Source organism: Actinomyces sp. Z5 (assembly GCF_003287795.1).
Taxonomy (GTDB): Bacteria; Actinomycetota; Actinomycetes; order Actinomycetales; family Actinomycetaceae; genus Actinomyces; species Actinomyces glycerinitolerans.
The window spans coordinates 3174-19239 of record NZ_QMIN01000079.1 but is presented as its reverse complement, the minus strand read 5'-3'; the positions used below and the strand labels follow the sequence as shown (position 1 = coordinate 19239).

At 66.5% G+C, this 16066-nt stretch carries 5 protein-coding genes; all 5 read left to right on the top strand.

Annotation, left to right across the window (positions count from 1 at the left end; genetic code table 11):
* Positions 1-755: 755 nt before the first annotated feature.
* On the top strand, positions 756-8264 hold the full coding sequence (locus tag DRB06_RS16865) for a DUF5979 domain-containing protein (RefSeq protein ID WP_181575264.1): 7509 nt from the start codon (positions 756-758) through the stop codon (positions 8262-8264).
* A gap of 68 nt (positions 8265-8332) precedes the next feature.
* Complete coding sequence (locus DRB06_RS11595) at positions 8333-9964, top strand: SpaH/EbpB family LPXTG-anchored major pilin (RefSeq protein WP_111820026.1); 1632 nt, start codon at positions 8333-8335, stop codon at positions 9962-9964.
* A gap of 212 nt (positions 9965-10176) precedes the next feature.
* Positions 10177-11184, top strand: a complete 1008-nt coding sequence (locus DRB06_RS11590; protein ID WP_111820025.1) for a class C sortase — start codon at positions 10177-10179, stop codon at positions 11182-11184.
* 286 nt (positions 11185-11470) lie between these two features.
* Entirely contained in the window at positions 11471-14401 is a 2931-nt protein-coding gene (locus DRB06_RS11585) for a CshA/CshB family fibrillar adhesin-related protein (protein WP_258522252.1), read from the top strand.
* A gap of 67 nt (positions 14402-14468) precedes the next feature.
* Positions 14469-16049, top strand: coding sequence for a SpaH/EbpB family LPXTG-anchored major pilin (locus tag DRB06_RS11580; RefSeq protein ID WP_108968814.1), 1581 nt, complete (start codon positions 14469-14471; stop codon positions 16047-16049).
* Positions 16050-16066 lie beyond the last annotated feature (17 nt).

The window sequence follows — 16066 nt, the reverse complement described above, 5'->3', positions numbered from 1 at the left end:
TGGGGGGTGTCGTGCTCCCCGTTGTCCCGGCCGCCGTGGCGGCCGAGGTCGTGGTTCCTTTGGGGACGTCGACAGCGCGTCAACACGACATTGTCACCAGTGCCTTTCCCACCGTTTCGGAGGCGATCCATAGGGGCTGTGTGCGGTACAGTCCAGAGGATCCGGGAAGTCAGACGACTACCGCAGAAGTAGTTGCGGGTGATGGCACTTATGCGGCCTTCGGGTATGGCTCAAACATGGGGGCAAATCCCAGAGATTGTCCGCGGCAATACGATCCTGCTAGTCAAAGCACCGTCGGTTTGAGGCCCGAGGTGTCTGGCAGTGTTGGTGTGGGTCAGCCCTTCTTGGTCGCCACCATGCGGCACGGTAACCGTCCGATCTACGCGATAGTGGATGAAATTACTGTGGGTGGCACCATGGAGCTTACGCTCGGAAATGCAATTCGTTCAGAGTTCCCTTGGAAGCTCAAGGAGACGACGAACATTTGTCGTTCCACCTTCAATCAAGATGGTAGCTACAATACGAGTGGCACCGGTCGGTATGCCTTCGATCGGAACGGAAGGACGGGCCTGCGGGCTACATTCGGATGGGATTCCTGGTACGGCAGCTACGGTTGGAGTAGCGATTATCACTACGCTTACAACCGTGATGGTCGACTCGTCTCCTTCGATACGAATGACGGCGCGAGTGGAGGTGCGGATGGCGGCCCTATTTACGGTTCTGACGGTCGTTCCTGTGAGGACGACACTCTTGAAGTGGAGGCCGCGATCTCGTCCACTGCCTGGACGGATCCAGCTACCGGCATCGACTACAAGCTGAAGCTATGGGGATTCGTCAACAACGGTGAGAACGGAGTCTGCTCCACCGACTTGGCGGATGAGGGGAAACTGGAGAACACCTTCATCACCAAGGAGAACACCGAGACCTACGGCTGCCTGTACGGCTCCTTGGAGCAGGTGCGCCACGTCACTTTCGCCAAGTACGCGACTACTGATCCTTCTTTGGAGAGCTCTGTCACGCCGCCGACGTTCACTTACACCAATGTGTCCGAGCCGGGATCGAACGCGCTCGCGGACTGGAGTCCGTTGAACAACCTTCGGCCCAATGGCTGGGGAACTGCCGGTACCGTTTCCGACCCGCAGGCGTATGAGCTGCTGGCACCCGACGATAAGGCCGCTGTCAGGGAGAATATTGCCAATCCAGTGACTCAGACCTCCTCCGGTTGGAGGCTGGCGGGTGTCGAGTGCCGTACCCCCGATGGTGTGCTTCAGCACCGCAACGGCGGCGACTTCACCGACACCGCTCTCGACCTGAGCACGAACACCCTGGACCTGGATTCCACCCAGCTGTCCCAGGATCAGAGGAATACGGATTTCATCTGTACCTGGCACAACGATTACGTCGGTCGTTCTCAGCTCACGCTGGTCAAGCGGCTCAACGGTATGACCTTTCCGGCCGTGAGCACCGCAAACTGGACGCTCACGGCTACGCCCACCAGGACTTCCGAGGCCGACGATCCCTACCCGTACCGGATGATCTCCGGAATCTCGGGACAGCCCTCGGTCACCGGCCAGTGGACCCGCTCGGGCACCTACACCCTGTCGGAGGCCACCACCGGCAACGTGCAGGGCTTCGAACAGCAGGGGGATTGGGTCTGCCGGGACCAGAATAACCGCGACGTTACGGTCACCGACTCACAGGTGACTCTAGCGCCCGACCAGCGGGTCACCTGCACCGTCACCAACAGCTTCGATACCGGCTCCATCGAGATCAGGAAGACCGTCAACGACCCCGATCGCGGTCTGAGCAACGCCAACAAGGTGTTCACCGGCACCTACGACTGCGGCAGCGCCAACGGCCGCGACTTCTCCGGCACCTGGAGCACGACCGTGGGACGCTCGGCCGTGATCACGGGCCTGCCCGTCGGTGCCAATTGCACCATCTCCGAGGACACCCCGAGCGGTGACCTCAAGGATGGCTCGTACGAGTGGACTACTCCGAACATCGATAGAACGACGGTGCAGGTTCTGCGGGCCCCTTCCGTAAACCGGGTGAACGTCACCAACTCCGTCGTCCGTAACACCGGCACCATCAACGTCAGCAAGGCCGTCGAGCCGGAAGACGAGACCGCCGCGAGCGGCTGGACCGGCGGAGCGGACCGCACCTTCAAGGTCGACTACACCTGCACCGGCGACGGCGGCTCCGGCACCCTGGACGTCTCCACCGGAACCCCAGCCACGCTCACCGTCCCCGCAGGCACCACCTGCTCCTTCACCGAGGCCGCCCCCGAGACCGCGGACGGCGACTTCAAGGACTCCTCCTACGAGTGGACCGGCGCGGGCAGCTTCGACAACTCCCGGGTCACCGTCGGCAAGGACACCTCCGAGACCATCACCGTCACCAACACCTACCGGCGCGTACTGGTGGACCTGAACCTCGCCAAGCAGGTCGACGGCGAGGGCTACAACGGCGGCAACGCCACCTTCGCCATCGACTACGACTGCGGCACCGACTACGCCGGCACAGTTGACGTCGCGGACGGCGCCTCCACCACCGTACAGGTACCCCGCGGCGCCCTGTGCACCGTCTCCGAGCCCGCCTCCTCGCTGAACGAGGACCTGCTCGCCGACGCCTACGACTGGGGCACCCCCAGCTACGAGGGCCTCGACGCCGCCGAGGGCACCATGGTGAACGCGGCCAACGGCGGCAAGACCGTCACCGTCGTCAACCCCACCGAGGCCGCCTGGGGCAAGGTGGCCGTCACCAAGAGTGTCAGCCCCGACTCCGGCCCCGTGACCGCCGGCACCACCTTCCCGGTCACCGTCACCTGTGACGCGCCCGCCCAGGGCGAGACCGAGAACTACGCCGGCACCTTCAACCTGTCGGCCACCGGCTCGGCGGCCACCGCCACCACCCCGTACATCGCCGCCGGCGCCAACTGCACCGTCAGCGAGACCGCGCCCACCGGCTCCACGGGCCTGACCGACGCCTCCTACAAGTGGAGCGCAGGGCCCGCCGACCAGGCCGTCACCGTCCAGGGCGACCGCACCGAGCCGGTCACCGTCACCAACACCTGGGAGCGTGACTACGGCGAATTCACCATCACCAAGCAGCTGACCGACCTGGACGGCCAGGGCGCCGACAACACCTACACCGGCACCTGGACCTGCACCCACCCCGGCGACGACGACGCCACCGGCACCTGGACGGTGACCGGCTCCGGCGCCGCCACGCTGAGCGTCACCTCCGGACCCGCCACCGCGGCCGGAACCAGCGCCGCCGTGCTGCTCGGCTCCACCTGCACGGTCACCGAGGACGACCCCGGCGCCCCCAACGCCGCCGACTCCTCCTACGTGTTCTCCACCGCCGGAGCCACCTCCGGCCCGGCAACCATCGACCCCGGTACCCGCAGCGGCAACGTGGACGTCACCAACGTCGTCGCCCGCACCACCGGTGGGCTGACCATCACCAAGAGTGTGGAGGGCGCCGAGGCCGGCACCGGCTTCGCCGACACCGACTTCACCTTCACCTACACCTGCACCCCGCTCACCGGCGAGGTCATCACCGGCACTGCCACCGTGCGCGCCGGCCAGGTCACCGAGCCCATCACCGGCATCCCGGAGGGCTCAGCCTGCACGGTCACCGAGAGCACGGACGCCCTGCCCGCCGCCATCGACCCCTACCGCTGGGACGCCGACGGCACCTCCATGACGGCCACGCCGTCGAGCGGTGCGGCCGTGTCCGCGGACGGCGGGAGCATCTCCTTCACCATGCCCGGCGGGGACGAGCCGGGTGTGGCCGTGGCCGCCACCAACACCATGAGTGAGCGTTACGGCTCCATCCAGGTCACCAAGACGGTGGCTGACAACAACAAGGCGAACGGCTTCACCGGCGCCGGGGAGAAGCTCTTCCCCATCACCGTCACCTGCGACGGCGCCCAGACCTACTCCGGGACCCTCGCCGACGGCGAGACCGTCACGGTCGGCGACATCCCCCTCGGCCAGACCTGCACCGTCACCGAGGGCACCATCAGCGGCGGCCTGGCCGACGGCTCCTACGCCTGGGGTGCGCCCACCATCACCGACCCGGTTCGGATCACCAGCGAGGACGCCTCCTCCGGCACCGTCACCGTCACCAACACCATTGAGCGCGTGCGCGCCGACGTGAACCTGAGCAAGGTGCTCTCCGGCGAACTGGCCACCCAGTTCGGCGCCGACAACACCTACTCCGGCGCCTTCACCTGCACCCACGACGGCGACGCCGACGTGACCGGCACCTGGAGCGTGGACGGCGCCGGCAACGCCGCCATCACCTACGACGACGGCGAGGCCCCCTACGTCGACTCCACCTGCACGCCCACCGAGGACCTGGACGCCTCCGGCGCCCCGGACACCGACCCCTCCTTCTCCTGGAGCGAGCCCAGCTACGACGCCGCCACCGTGACGGCGGACGGCACCGCCGCGATGACCGTCACCAACACCGTGAACCGGGACATGGGCTCCCTGACCGCCGCGAAGACGGTCATCGGGGAGACGGACGGCCTCAAGGACGGCCAGACCTTCACCTTGAACGCCACCTGCACCGCCCCCGGCGTGGACGGCGAGCTCACCGCCACCGCCACCGTCGCGGACGGCGAGAGCGGCGTCGCCTTCGACCGGGAGATCCCTGCCGGCTGGACCTGCGCCATCAGCGAGACCAGCCCCACCCAGGACCAGCTCAAGGACTCCTCCTACGCGTGGGAGATGGCCACCGTCTTCCCCGACGAGGTCACCATCACCAAGGATGAGACCGTGGCCGTGTCCGCCACCAACACGATCCGCCGCGTCACCTCCGACCTGAGCCTGACCAAGGCCTACGGGGACGGGCTGTCCGAGGGCGTCGTCGTCGACGAGTCCTTCTCCGGCGACATCGCCTGCCACTACGACGACGGCCAGGGCATCACCCAGGACTGGAGCCTGACCTGGACGGCCGACGGCGCCGGTGCGGCCACCATCGACGGCCTGCCCGAGGGCGGCCTGCCGCTGGGCACCGTCTGCACCGCCGCCGAGGACGCCCCCACTCAGGACCAGTTGAAGGACATCTCCTACCGCTGGGCCGAGCCGACCGTCTCCGACCCGGTCACCATCGGTGCGGACGCCGCCGCCAACACGCTCACCGTCACCAACGACGCCGAGCGCGCCGCCCAGCCGCTCACCATCACCAAGGCCTACACCGGCATCGACGGCGCCCTGAACGACGGCGCCACCGTGCGCGGCGGCTGGTCCTGCACCCAGGCGGACGGCAGCGAGGTCGGCGGACGCTGGGAGCTGCCCGCCTCCGGCGGCTCCGCCACCGTCAGTGAGGGCGCCGCTGGCGCCACCATCTACGCCGGCGCCGACTGCACCCTCACCGAGGACACGCCCATCGACACCTCCGGGCTGACGGACGTCTCCTACGCGTGGAACAACCCCGCCTACGACGTCGCCGCCGACGGGCAGACCTTCACCGACGGCAACACACTGACGGGCATCGCCCAGGACTCCGACCCGGTGCTGCGGGTCACCAACTCCACCCAGCGCATCTACGGCGCCCTGGCCATCAACAAGCTCGTGAACGGGCTCGACGGCGTCACCGCCGCCGAATCCAACACCTACGCCGGCACCTGGTCCTGCACCGCCCCTGACGGAACCGGCAACGAGGGCACCTGGCGAGTCACCGGCGCCGGCACCGCCACCCTGACCGGCGACTACACGCAGATCCTGGTCGGCTCCACCTGCACGGTCACCGAGACCGGCCGCCCGACCACCCCGGTCAGTGGCGACCCGTCCTACCAGTGGACGGACCCGGAGCTCGACGGCAACTACGGCACCGTCACCCAGGCGCAGACCATCGCCCGGGACGCCACCTCCACCGCCGAGGTCACCAACGCCGCCGACGAGCGCACCCTGGCCACCGGCTTCACCGTCAACAAGGCCATCTCCGGGGCCACCGACGGCGCCACCGGCGAGAGCTACACGGTGGACTACACCTGCACCGCCGGGCAGGACACCTTCACCGGCACGCTCACCCTGCCCGCCGACGGCAACGCCGTCGCCGTGGCGGACGTGCCCGTGGGCGCCACCTGCACCCTGACCGAGGCGGCACCCGGGGACGACGCCCTCGCCGCGCCCGCGGACGGCTCCTTCACATGGACCGACCCCATGACCTACGAGGTCGAGGGCGCCGACGCCGACACCTCCACCCCCGGAGCGGTCACCTTCACCCTGCCCGTACAGGCCGACGCCGCCGTGACCGCCACGGTCACCAACGACGTCGCCCCGCACGCCGGCGTGAACAAGACCTTCACGGGCACCAGCAAGCACCTGGACGCCGACGGCAACTGGACCGGCGAGACCTGGGACGTCACCTACGAGGTGACCGTCACCAACCCCTCGCAGGTGCAGGACCTCACCTACGACCTGGTGGACACCCCGACCGTGCCCGAGGGCACCACGCTGAACTCCATCACCGTCACCGGCGGTGCCCTGGCAGACGCGCTCACGCAGGCCTCCGGGCCCGTGACCGTCGTCGACGGCGCAACCCTGCCGGCCGGCGCCACCCACACCTACACCGTGGTGCTGAACGTGACCGCCCCCGACACCGGAATCCCCGGCGTCGGTGACGGCGAGTGCAGCGCGCAGGCCGCCACCGACGGCACCGCCATCCACAACACCGCCGCCGTCACCTCCGGCGAGGTCACAGACACCGCCGAGGACTGCGGCGACGTCCCAACCAACCCGAAGTTCTCGGTGCGCAAGGACGGCGTCGACGTGGTCCGCAACGGGGACACCTACACCGCGACCTACACGGTGACCGTGGAGAACACCTCCCGCGCCGCCAGCCAGATCATCGCCGACGTCACCGACACCCCCGCCCTGCCGGAGACCGCGAAGATCACCGGCGTCGCCGTCCTGGAGAACGGTGAGGCCGCCTCGGATGCCACCATCCCGGGCATTTCCGACGGCGTACTGGCCGGTCCCATCACCTTGGCCCGGGCCGGCTCCGGCCCCGCGCTGGCCGGCGGCACCGCCGGCCAGGACGGCACCATCACCGGCGGCGGAACCCGAGTCATCACCGTCCAGGTGAGCTTCACCGTCGACTCCGCCGCGGACTTCGAGGACACCGACTACCAGTGCGGGCACGAGCGCGCCGACGGCGCCCCCTCCGGCCTGGTCAACACCTCCGCCATGGCGGGTGACACGGATGACGATGCCAACAACACCGCCTGCCTGGACCTCACGCCCCGGCTGACCGTGTCCAAGTCCGTCGCCACCACCGGCGTCGGCACCACCTCCAGCTTCGACGTCGCCTACACCATCACGGTGACCAACGAGGGCGAGCTCGCCCAGTCCACCGGGCTGCTGCGCGACAAGCCGGACTTCGCCCCCGGCCTGGACATCGACCGGGCGACCGTCACCGCCCCCGGCGGGGAACCGGTCACCGCAGAGGCCGACGCCGAGGGCTACTACACCCTCACCGCCGGCGACGTGATCGCCCCCGGGCAGACGGCCCAGTACACGATCACCTTCACGGTGAGCGTCGACCCGAGCCACGCCGACTACTCCGAGGAGCTGCTGGAGTGCTCCGTGGAGGCGGACGGCACTCGCACGCCGGGCCACGGCCTGTTCAATGAGGTCTACCCGACCGATGGGCGTGACGCCACTGGACGCAGTGACAACACCGCCTGCGAACCGGTCACCCCGGACGCCGGCAAGCGCATCATCACGCTGCGCAAGACCGGCACCCAGGTGCAGGCCGACGGCACCACCAACCTGCCCGGCGCCGAGTTCGCGATCTACGACGTCGACCCGGCCACGGACGGCGCCACCCCGATTGAGAACGGCGTGAGCGTGGATCCGGTGGACGGCTCCCTGTTCACCTCCGCGGGATTGCCCATCAACCACGACTACTGGGTGGTTGAGACCAAGGCGCCCGCCGGACACAGCCTGCTGCCGCGGCCCGTCCAGTTCCACCTGGGCGTGGACTCGGGCGGCAACACCACCATCACGCTCGCCGACACGAACCTGACGGCGGACACCATCGCGGTGATCCCCGCCGTCACCGACGCCGACGGCAACGTCGTCACCGCCATCGGCATCAACATCCACGACGTCGAAACCGGCACGCTGCCCCTCTCGGGCGGCCGCGGCATCGGCGTGTACCTGGCCTGGGCCGGGCTGCTGCTGACTGCCGCGCTCGTCCTGACCATCACCAAGACTTCCCGACGCGAGGGCCGCAGGGCCTGAGCAGCGGGAGAAACCAGGGGCCAACCGGACAGCCGGGCAACCCGAAACCACATCAACGAGGAGAACCCATGTCATCCCTCACCAGGCGCCGTGGCGCCGGCCTCGCTGCGGCGGTGGCCCTCGCAATCGGCGGGATGGTCGCGGCGCCCGTCGCCACGGCTGCCCCAACCCCCGCGATTCTCGCTGCCGCCGAGGCAACCGATCTGGACACGGCGCTCATCGACGCCGACCGTGCTTCGACTCTGACCATTCACAAGCTGGCTCAGACCGAGACCAACGGCACTTCCGCCGGCAACGGCTTGGAGGACACCAGCGCCACTGGCGATGCGGTCGAAGGTGTCACCTTCACGGTCACGAAGCTCAACTTCGACCTGACCACCCAGGCCGGCTGGCAGCAGCTAGCGGCGCTGAATGGAAGCGCCGCGGAGGCCGCGGGTTACAAGACCGCCACCGTGTTCACGCAGACGACCGACGGCGACGGGCTGGCCACCTTCTCGAACCTGGAGGTGGGCGCCTACCTGGTCTCCGAGACCAAGGCCCCCCAGAACGTCACCACCGCCGAGGACTTCGTGGTCACGGTGCCGATGACCAATCCGAATGGTTCTGAGTGGAACTACGACGTCCACGTCTACCCGAAGAACTCTGTGGTTGACTCCAGCAAGGAGGTCAGCGACAACGGCTCTCCGACGATCGGCGACACGGTCACTTACACGATCAAGGCCGACATCCCCAAGATTGACGTCGACGGCGGCGCGACGATCAAGAACTACCAGATCGTCGACCCGCTCGACCCGCGCCTGCAGTACCAGGACACGACGGTGACCATGCTCGGCACCGGGGCTCAGGAACTTGAGGGGACCGACTATGAGATCGTCACCGCCGTCGGCAGCGACGGCAAGACGTACGTGACCGTCACCTTCACCGCGGATGGCCGCGCCAAGATCGCCTCCGCCCGCGCCGACGGGGACACCAGCACCCAGGTGCAGGTGGTCATTAACGCCACTATCAAGGCCATCGGCAACGGCAATGGCTCCATCTCCAACACCTCGTTCCTGATCCCGAACGACTCGCAGACCACCTGGGACCCGAACAACCCCAACCCGGAGGACGTCCCCGGTGAGCCCAGCGACGAGGTCAAGTCCTACTACGGCAAGGTGACCATCAACAAGACCGGTACCGATGGCAAGGCCGCCTCCACCTACGCGGGCGCCGAGTTCCAGGTCTACGAGTGCAACCCGACCGGTGCTACCCAGGGTGCCACCATCGACCGCGATGCGGCGAACATCACCGGGGCGGCTCTGACCGCCAACCAGGTGACCGCGGCCGGCACGGTTGAGAACACCGCCAAGTTCACCACCGGCTCCGACGGCAAGGTCACCATCGACGCGCTGCGGACGAACGACTTCATCAACAACGCTGCCGTCACCAACCCCGGCTGGTACTGCCTGGTGGAGACCAAGGCCCCCACGGGTTACGAGATCCAGAGCGACCCGATCGCCTTCCAGGTGCTGCGCGCGGACGTCGAGGCCTCGCCGTACGCCATCGATTTCACGGTGATCGATGTCCCCTCCAACGCCGGCTTCCGCCTGCCGCTGACCGGTGCCAACGGCATCATCTTCCTCACCATCGCCGGCATCCTGCTGGTCGCCGGTGCGGTCCTGCTCACGGTGCACAACAAGCGCCGCAGCGCCCAGGCCTGAGGCTACGAATGTGCCGGTAACTGAGCGCCGGCACACCAGCACACGCGGCGGCGTGTACGAATCGGATAACTCCGGCGTACACGCCGCCGCCGTCCCAGGGCTGGCTCGACGGCGCACTATCTTGACATCCGAATGTCGGCGGCTCCGCTCAACGCCGACTCACCACAGCTTCACCTCCGTTTTTCCGCCACGAGCCACACAGAAGGAAGCCAATGGGCCAGACTCCGTCAATCGCCGACGTCCTGGATGAACCCGGTCCCGACCTGGGCGACGCTTCCGCGGACAGGCCCGCGCAGCCCGATGACGCGCACGGCGGCGCCGAGCCCCCCAAGCCACCGAGTGAGAAGTCCACCGGAAGACCCAGCCGGAGCAACCGCCTGCTGGGCGTACTGCCCTTCATCCTGGCCCTGGCCGGTGCACTCGTGCTGGCCTACCCGGTGCTGGCCACCCAGCACAACAATGCCCGCCAGCAGGAGATCGCCGACCAGTACCAGGCGCAGATGAACGCCGTCAGCCCCGACGTGCTCGCCGCCGAGCTCGCCAGCGCCGACGAGTACAACCAGGAGCTGGCCTCCTCCCCGATCCTCGACCCCTGGCTGGACCAGCAGCGCCCCGACACCCCCCAGTACCAGGCCTACCTGGCCGAGCTGGATCTGGACGAGGTCATGGCTCGGATCGTCATCCCCAAGATCCATGTGGACCTGCCGGTCTACCACGGCACCGAGGCCGAGACTCTCTCCCGGGGCGTCGGCCACCTGTTCGGCACCGCCCTGCCCGTGGGCGGGACCTCCACCCACTCCGTTCTGACGGGCCACACCGGCATGGGGTCGGCCACGCTCTTCGACGACCTGACGAAGCTGGAGGAGGGCGACGTCTTCTACATCACCGCCGCCGGTCGCACACTCAAATACGAGGTCAACGACGTCCGCGTGGTCCTGCCCACCGAGACGGAATCGCTGAACAAGGTGCCGGGGGAGGACCTGGTCACCCTGATCACCTGCACCCCCTACGGCGTCAACACCCACCGCCTGCTGGTCACCGGGACGCGCGTGGCCATGGACCCGGTACAGGCCGAGGCGGAGCAGGCCGCGGCTACTCCCGCGCCCATGCGTCCGTGGATGCTGTGGCTGATCGGTGCCGTCGTCGTGATCCTGACCGTGCTCACCGTCGCAGCCGGGCGGCGGGTGGTGCGTCGGGTGCGTTACGCGCGCCGCTCCTGAGTCGCGGAATATCTCTGGTATCTGACGTTTTAAATGCGTGATTCAACTCAATAGGGTTACTTTGATAACCGGATTGCCGCGACGCCGGCACGGGTATGCCACAGGTTTGGCACAGCTCAGTTCGCTTGCCCTAAGCGCCTCCAAAGGGCGCTAAGGTCGGGCCAGCAATCAATCAGATCCTGCGTCTTGTGCGTTACGCAGACGGCGCTCCGCCGTCCCGAACCCATGGAGTTTTGTGGCTCTTCCCTCGCCACCTAGTGTTTTCAAGGAGCTGTCAGTGAAGCACATGCTGCGCCATGCTCAACGTGACGGTACCCGCTGCGCGCGGCGCTATCGTCCCGCGCTATCGGGGCTTACTGCGCTCTTCCTTGCAGCTTCCCTCGCTGTGTGTTACCTAGTAGCTCCTGCTGCGCAGGCGGTCTATGCCGCGCCTGATGGAGGGTCTGGCCGCTTCGAGTCCGTCATCGACTGGATCGATTGGACCGAGGCCTCAAACGTCAACGTTGACAACAATGGTCGAATGATCCTTCCCGATGGAGTGAACTCCACGGTCTGGTCCACTCCATCGCGGATCGGTGACGGCCTGTGGCGATCAAGCCAATGCAGCATTAGCGAGGTCGAGACTCACTACGAGGTCACCCACGAGGGTGTAACCGAGACCTACGATGCCGGCCTTGTGGTCGGTTACGATACGGGGTCCTGGATCGGCGACGGCATGGCTCGTCTTTACAACGACTCGACACGATACGACAATGGCGTCGAGATCGACCCGAATTATGGCGTTCCCGGGATCTCATATCGGAATGTCAATGTGCGTTCGGGCCTTCCTATCGGCATCGCCAACGCCCAGGGTGGCCGTTACAACGAGTCTGCGAACGCGTACTTCAAGATTCAGTGCAAGACCTACATCGTAGAATCCGCCGTCCAGCCGACGAAGTCGGAGATCGCGGACCTGCCCAAAACGGAGCTTCCCATGGAGGGCTTCGTCTACGCCGACGCAGAGGGGTCGAACTGGAAGAGCGGACAGTACGAGTCGGAGACGGTCGCCCCGATCCCGATGGACGGCTATGGGGCCTCCGATGTGAAGTGGCGCTACCTTGAAACCGCTCGCTCCCAGGGATGCACGGTGCACTCCTGGGTCGGTCAACGTGACTTCCCCTATCCGACTGGCGTGAAGAACGGCTTCCAGTTGCGTCCTGCCACCGCCTCAGGCGGCGAGGCCTCCGAGTGCGCGACACGGACCACGGGTAGTCCGTCCAATTACGAGGGCTACGGCCCCTCCTCGATACTCTTCATGGAGAAGGCCAATGGTGGCTATGTCGAGCTCAAAGGCGGTGGGGTCTCCGCCATCGCCTTCGGCGTCGTCACCTACTTGGACTACGGAGACGCGCCCGAGAGCTACGGCAGCGCCGCCTCTCTTTTCCAGCCCAACTGGGAACGAGGCGAGCTGGGAGAGGATATTGCTCCCAGCCCCGCCCCCGTCGGGGCCGAGGGAACCTGGTATGACCTCAGCGCCGCTCAGGAAGCCGGACAGGCCGTCCGGGTGAGCGCGCCCGACATCCGCTTGGGCAATTTCACCGACCCGGACATCTTCCAGTACTACTCGGAGAATGCCGACCTTGATGACCGCTACGACTCGAACGTCGACTTCAGTCCGCCCGATGACGAGGACGCGTTGTCAATCGACCCGACGGCTCCGGTCGGCTCTGACAACTGGGACGGTATCATCCGCACCGCCCCAGGTCTTGAGTGGACGAAGCACGACATCATCTGCCATGGCGAGGGCAATATCGTCGGATGGATCGATTGGAACCACAACGGTACTTTCGACGACGCCGAGGCATCCGCACCCACGGTGTGCCCAGCTTCCGGACGGGCTTCCCTGACATGGACTGTGCCCTCAGACGTTGTCCGAAGCGTCGATGGAGAAACGGGGAGTGCGTCCTCCACCTTCATGCGCCTGCGTATCACGGGAGACAGGAATCCGGATGGTTCCCTCGTTGTCCCGCGGGCCACCGGTGTGACCCTATCCGGTGAGGTTGAGGATTACGGGAAGATCACCGTGATGGTTCCCACCCTCGAACTTATCAAAACGGTGGATAACGCTTATGCCTCAGAGCAGGTGCCCGGCTTGTCAGCCGAGCAGTGGACTGTTGGCGCGAACGGAACGGTCGCCCTGTCCGGGCAGGGGAGTACGGGCGGGCCACGGGCCGTCGACCAGGGGTCGATGACCCTGTATGAGAGCTCGGATGACCCCCAGGCCGTCGGATACCAGGCGGGTCAGTGGGAATGCACCGAGACACCGGGAACCGACTCGGAGACGTACTCCTCGACTGTCAGTGAATCGACCGACGGAGAGGCGACACTGACTGTCAGGAACCAAGACCGCGTCACCTGTACGATTGCCAACACCACCAAGCCCGGTACCTTGACGTGGAACAAGGTGGAAGTCGATGGTTCCACCGCCATCGGCGGGTCGCAGTGGACCCTGTCCGGGCCGGGCGTTCCGGACGGCACGGTGATCACGGACTGCGTCGGTGCTTGTGCGGCCGGTGCTTATACGGATCAGGATCCAGCGGCCGGGGCTTTCAGCCTTACCGGACTTCGCTGGGGCGACTATGCGATTGAGGAGGCGGTTGCGCCTGCGGGGTACAGACCCGTTACCGGCTCCTTCGCCTTCACTAGGATCGAGGGTTCGTCCGTGGAAGGAGCCTTGATCGAGGCGGAAGGCGTTGTGAACGGTGGCGTGGTCAATGAGCGTCTAACCGGCTCGGTGAGTTGGACGAAGACCGATGCGGACAATGGCGAGCCTCTGGCAGGAGCCGCCTGGGGGCTGACCGGACCGGAGGTGCCCGAGGGCACGGTGGTCGACGACTGTGTCGCCGAACCCTGCACACCCGGTGCCTACAGGGACGAGGACCCGGCTGCGGGTTCCTTCAAAGTAGGCGGCCTGGTCTGGAGCGAAGAGAGCTACGTCCTGACCGAGGTGGCTGCGCCGGCCGGATACCAGATGGATGCCACTCCACACGCGTTCGTCATTACGACCGACAGCCTCGACTACGCGTTCGCCGAGCCCTTTGAGAACTCCAAGACTTCCGTTCCGTCCCTCCCCCTTACCGGTGGCCTCGGCTCCGACTGGTTCCTGATCGGTGGCGGGGTCCTGGCCCTGGTCGCTCTGATTGTAGGAATTGTGAGGAGGCGGCGCGCGCAAGCCTGACCAGTAATCACATCATCCAATCGCATCCGCGCGGCCCGCCGCGCACGAACAAAGGACACTCGACCCCATGAGAACCACTTCCCACGGTCTCGGCAGCCGCGCGGCCGCGGCCCTCGGCATGATGGCGCTTGCCGCAACCGGCTTGAGCCTTGCCGCGACGGCGCAGGCCGCCGACCTGGCCAACATCGATACCGGGGCGACCGGATCGATCCTGATCCACAAGCACGAGGCAGGCTCGCAGAGCGCTAACGGAACGCCTGATGGTCAGACCACAACCGGTGGCGACCCCGTTGAGGGAGTCGTCTTCACGGCCTATCGGATTACCAACCTGGACCTGACCACTCAGGCCGCCTGGGACGGCCTGGCCGACGTCGCGGTTCCCGCAGACGCTTGCGGCTCCGATAACCGTTCGCCGCAGCTGGGTAGCTACACCTTCGATACGGGTACGGCGAGCGCCGCGACCGATGCGAGCGGCGAGACCAGCATCAACCCGTTGCCGGTGGCGGCATATCTGGTGTGCGAGACCAGTGCGCCCAGCACAGTGAAGACCGCTGCCGCGCCGTTCCTCGTGACCATTCCCTTCCCGAACAACGCGGCCAACACCGCCAGCGCGGACGGGAACTGGTTGTATGACGTGAACGTCTATCCGAAGAACGTCGTCGTCGAGGCTCCCACCAAGGGTGTGAACGTGACCGCAAATGGTCTGAACACCGATGATCAGGTCTCCTTCCCGGTGACTGCGAAGGTTCCGAGCATTGCCGACACTGACTCGTTCAAGTACTTCGTGGTCTCCGATCCGCTGGACTCCAGCCTGTCCGATGGGAACGTGGCGTCGGTGAAGCTCAACGGCTCGGACGTTGACGCGTCCTACTACACGGTGACAACGGGGCAGACGGTGTCGGTCGGCTTCAACCGGGCCGGTCTGGCCTATCTGAAGACCCAGCCGAACGCGCAGATTGAGGTTGTTTTTACGGCCAAGACCGGGACCGTGCCCTCTGGCGGGATCATTGAGAACACGGCGACGCTGTACGTAGACACCACTCCGGGTGACACTCCGGATGAACCGCCGGTGACTCCCCCGGACGAGCCGGGCACGCCTACCAACAAGGTGGTCACCTCGTGGGGCGACGCGCGCGTGTCCAAGGTCGACGCGGACAACAGCAAGGCCCTCCAGGGCGCTACATTCCAGGTCTACAACGCCGCAGACCCCTACGCGACCTCATGCGACAACGCCGTCAAGGTCGGCGATCCGATCGCGGTCAACGGGGCGACTGAGTTCGCCTCCGACGGGGATGGGCTGGTGTTCATCGCGGGTCTGTTCGTTGACCAGAAGGCCGGTGCCGCCACGGATGACTCGGTTGCGCCCGAGCACACCCAGCGCTGCTATGTGCTGGTCGAGACCGCTGCTCCCGCCGGATACGTACTGCCCTCCGACGCGGACACGCCGCTGACTGTCACGGCCGGGGTCACCGCGGCCGCTGACTACGACCTGTCTGTGCCCAACACCAAGCAGAATGTGCCTCAGCTGCCGCTTACGGGTGCCAACGGTGCGCTGTTGATGATGCTGCTCGGCGTGGCCTTCGTGATGATCGGCGTCGGCAGGGCATTCGTGTCACGCTCGAAGAAGCCGGCAGCATCGCAGGACTGAACCCGCTGATGTTGACA

Coding starts and splice junctions, on each gene's coding strand:
- DRB06_RS11595 (WP_111820026.1), top strand. CDS start 8,333: ATGTCATCCCTCACCAGGCGCCGTGGCGCCGGCCTCGCTGCGGCGGTG.
- DRB06_RS11580 (WP_108968814.1), top strand. CDS start 14,469: ATGAGAACCACTTCCCACGGTCTCGGCAGCCGCGCGGCCGCGGCCCTC.
- DRB06_RS11590 (WP_111820025.1), top strand. CDS start 10,177: ATGGGCCAGACTCCGTCAATCGCCGACGTCCTGGATGAACCCGGTCCC.
- DRB06_RS11585 (WP_258522252.1), top strand. CDS start 11,471: ATGCTGCGCCATGCTCAACGTGACGGTACCCGCTGCGCGCGGCGCTAT.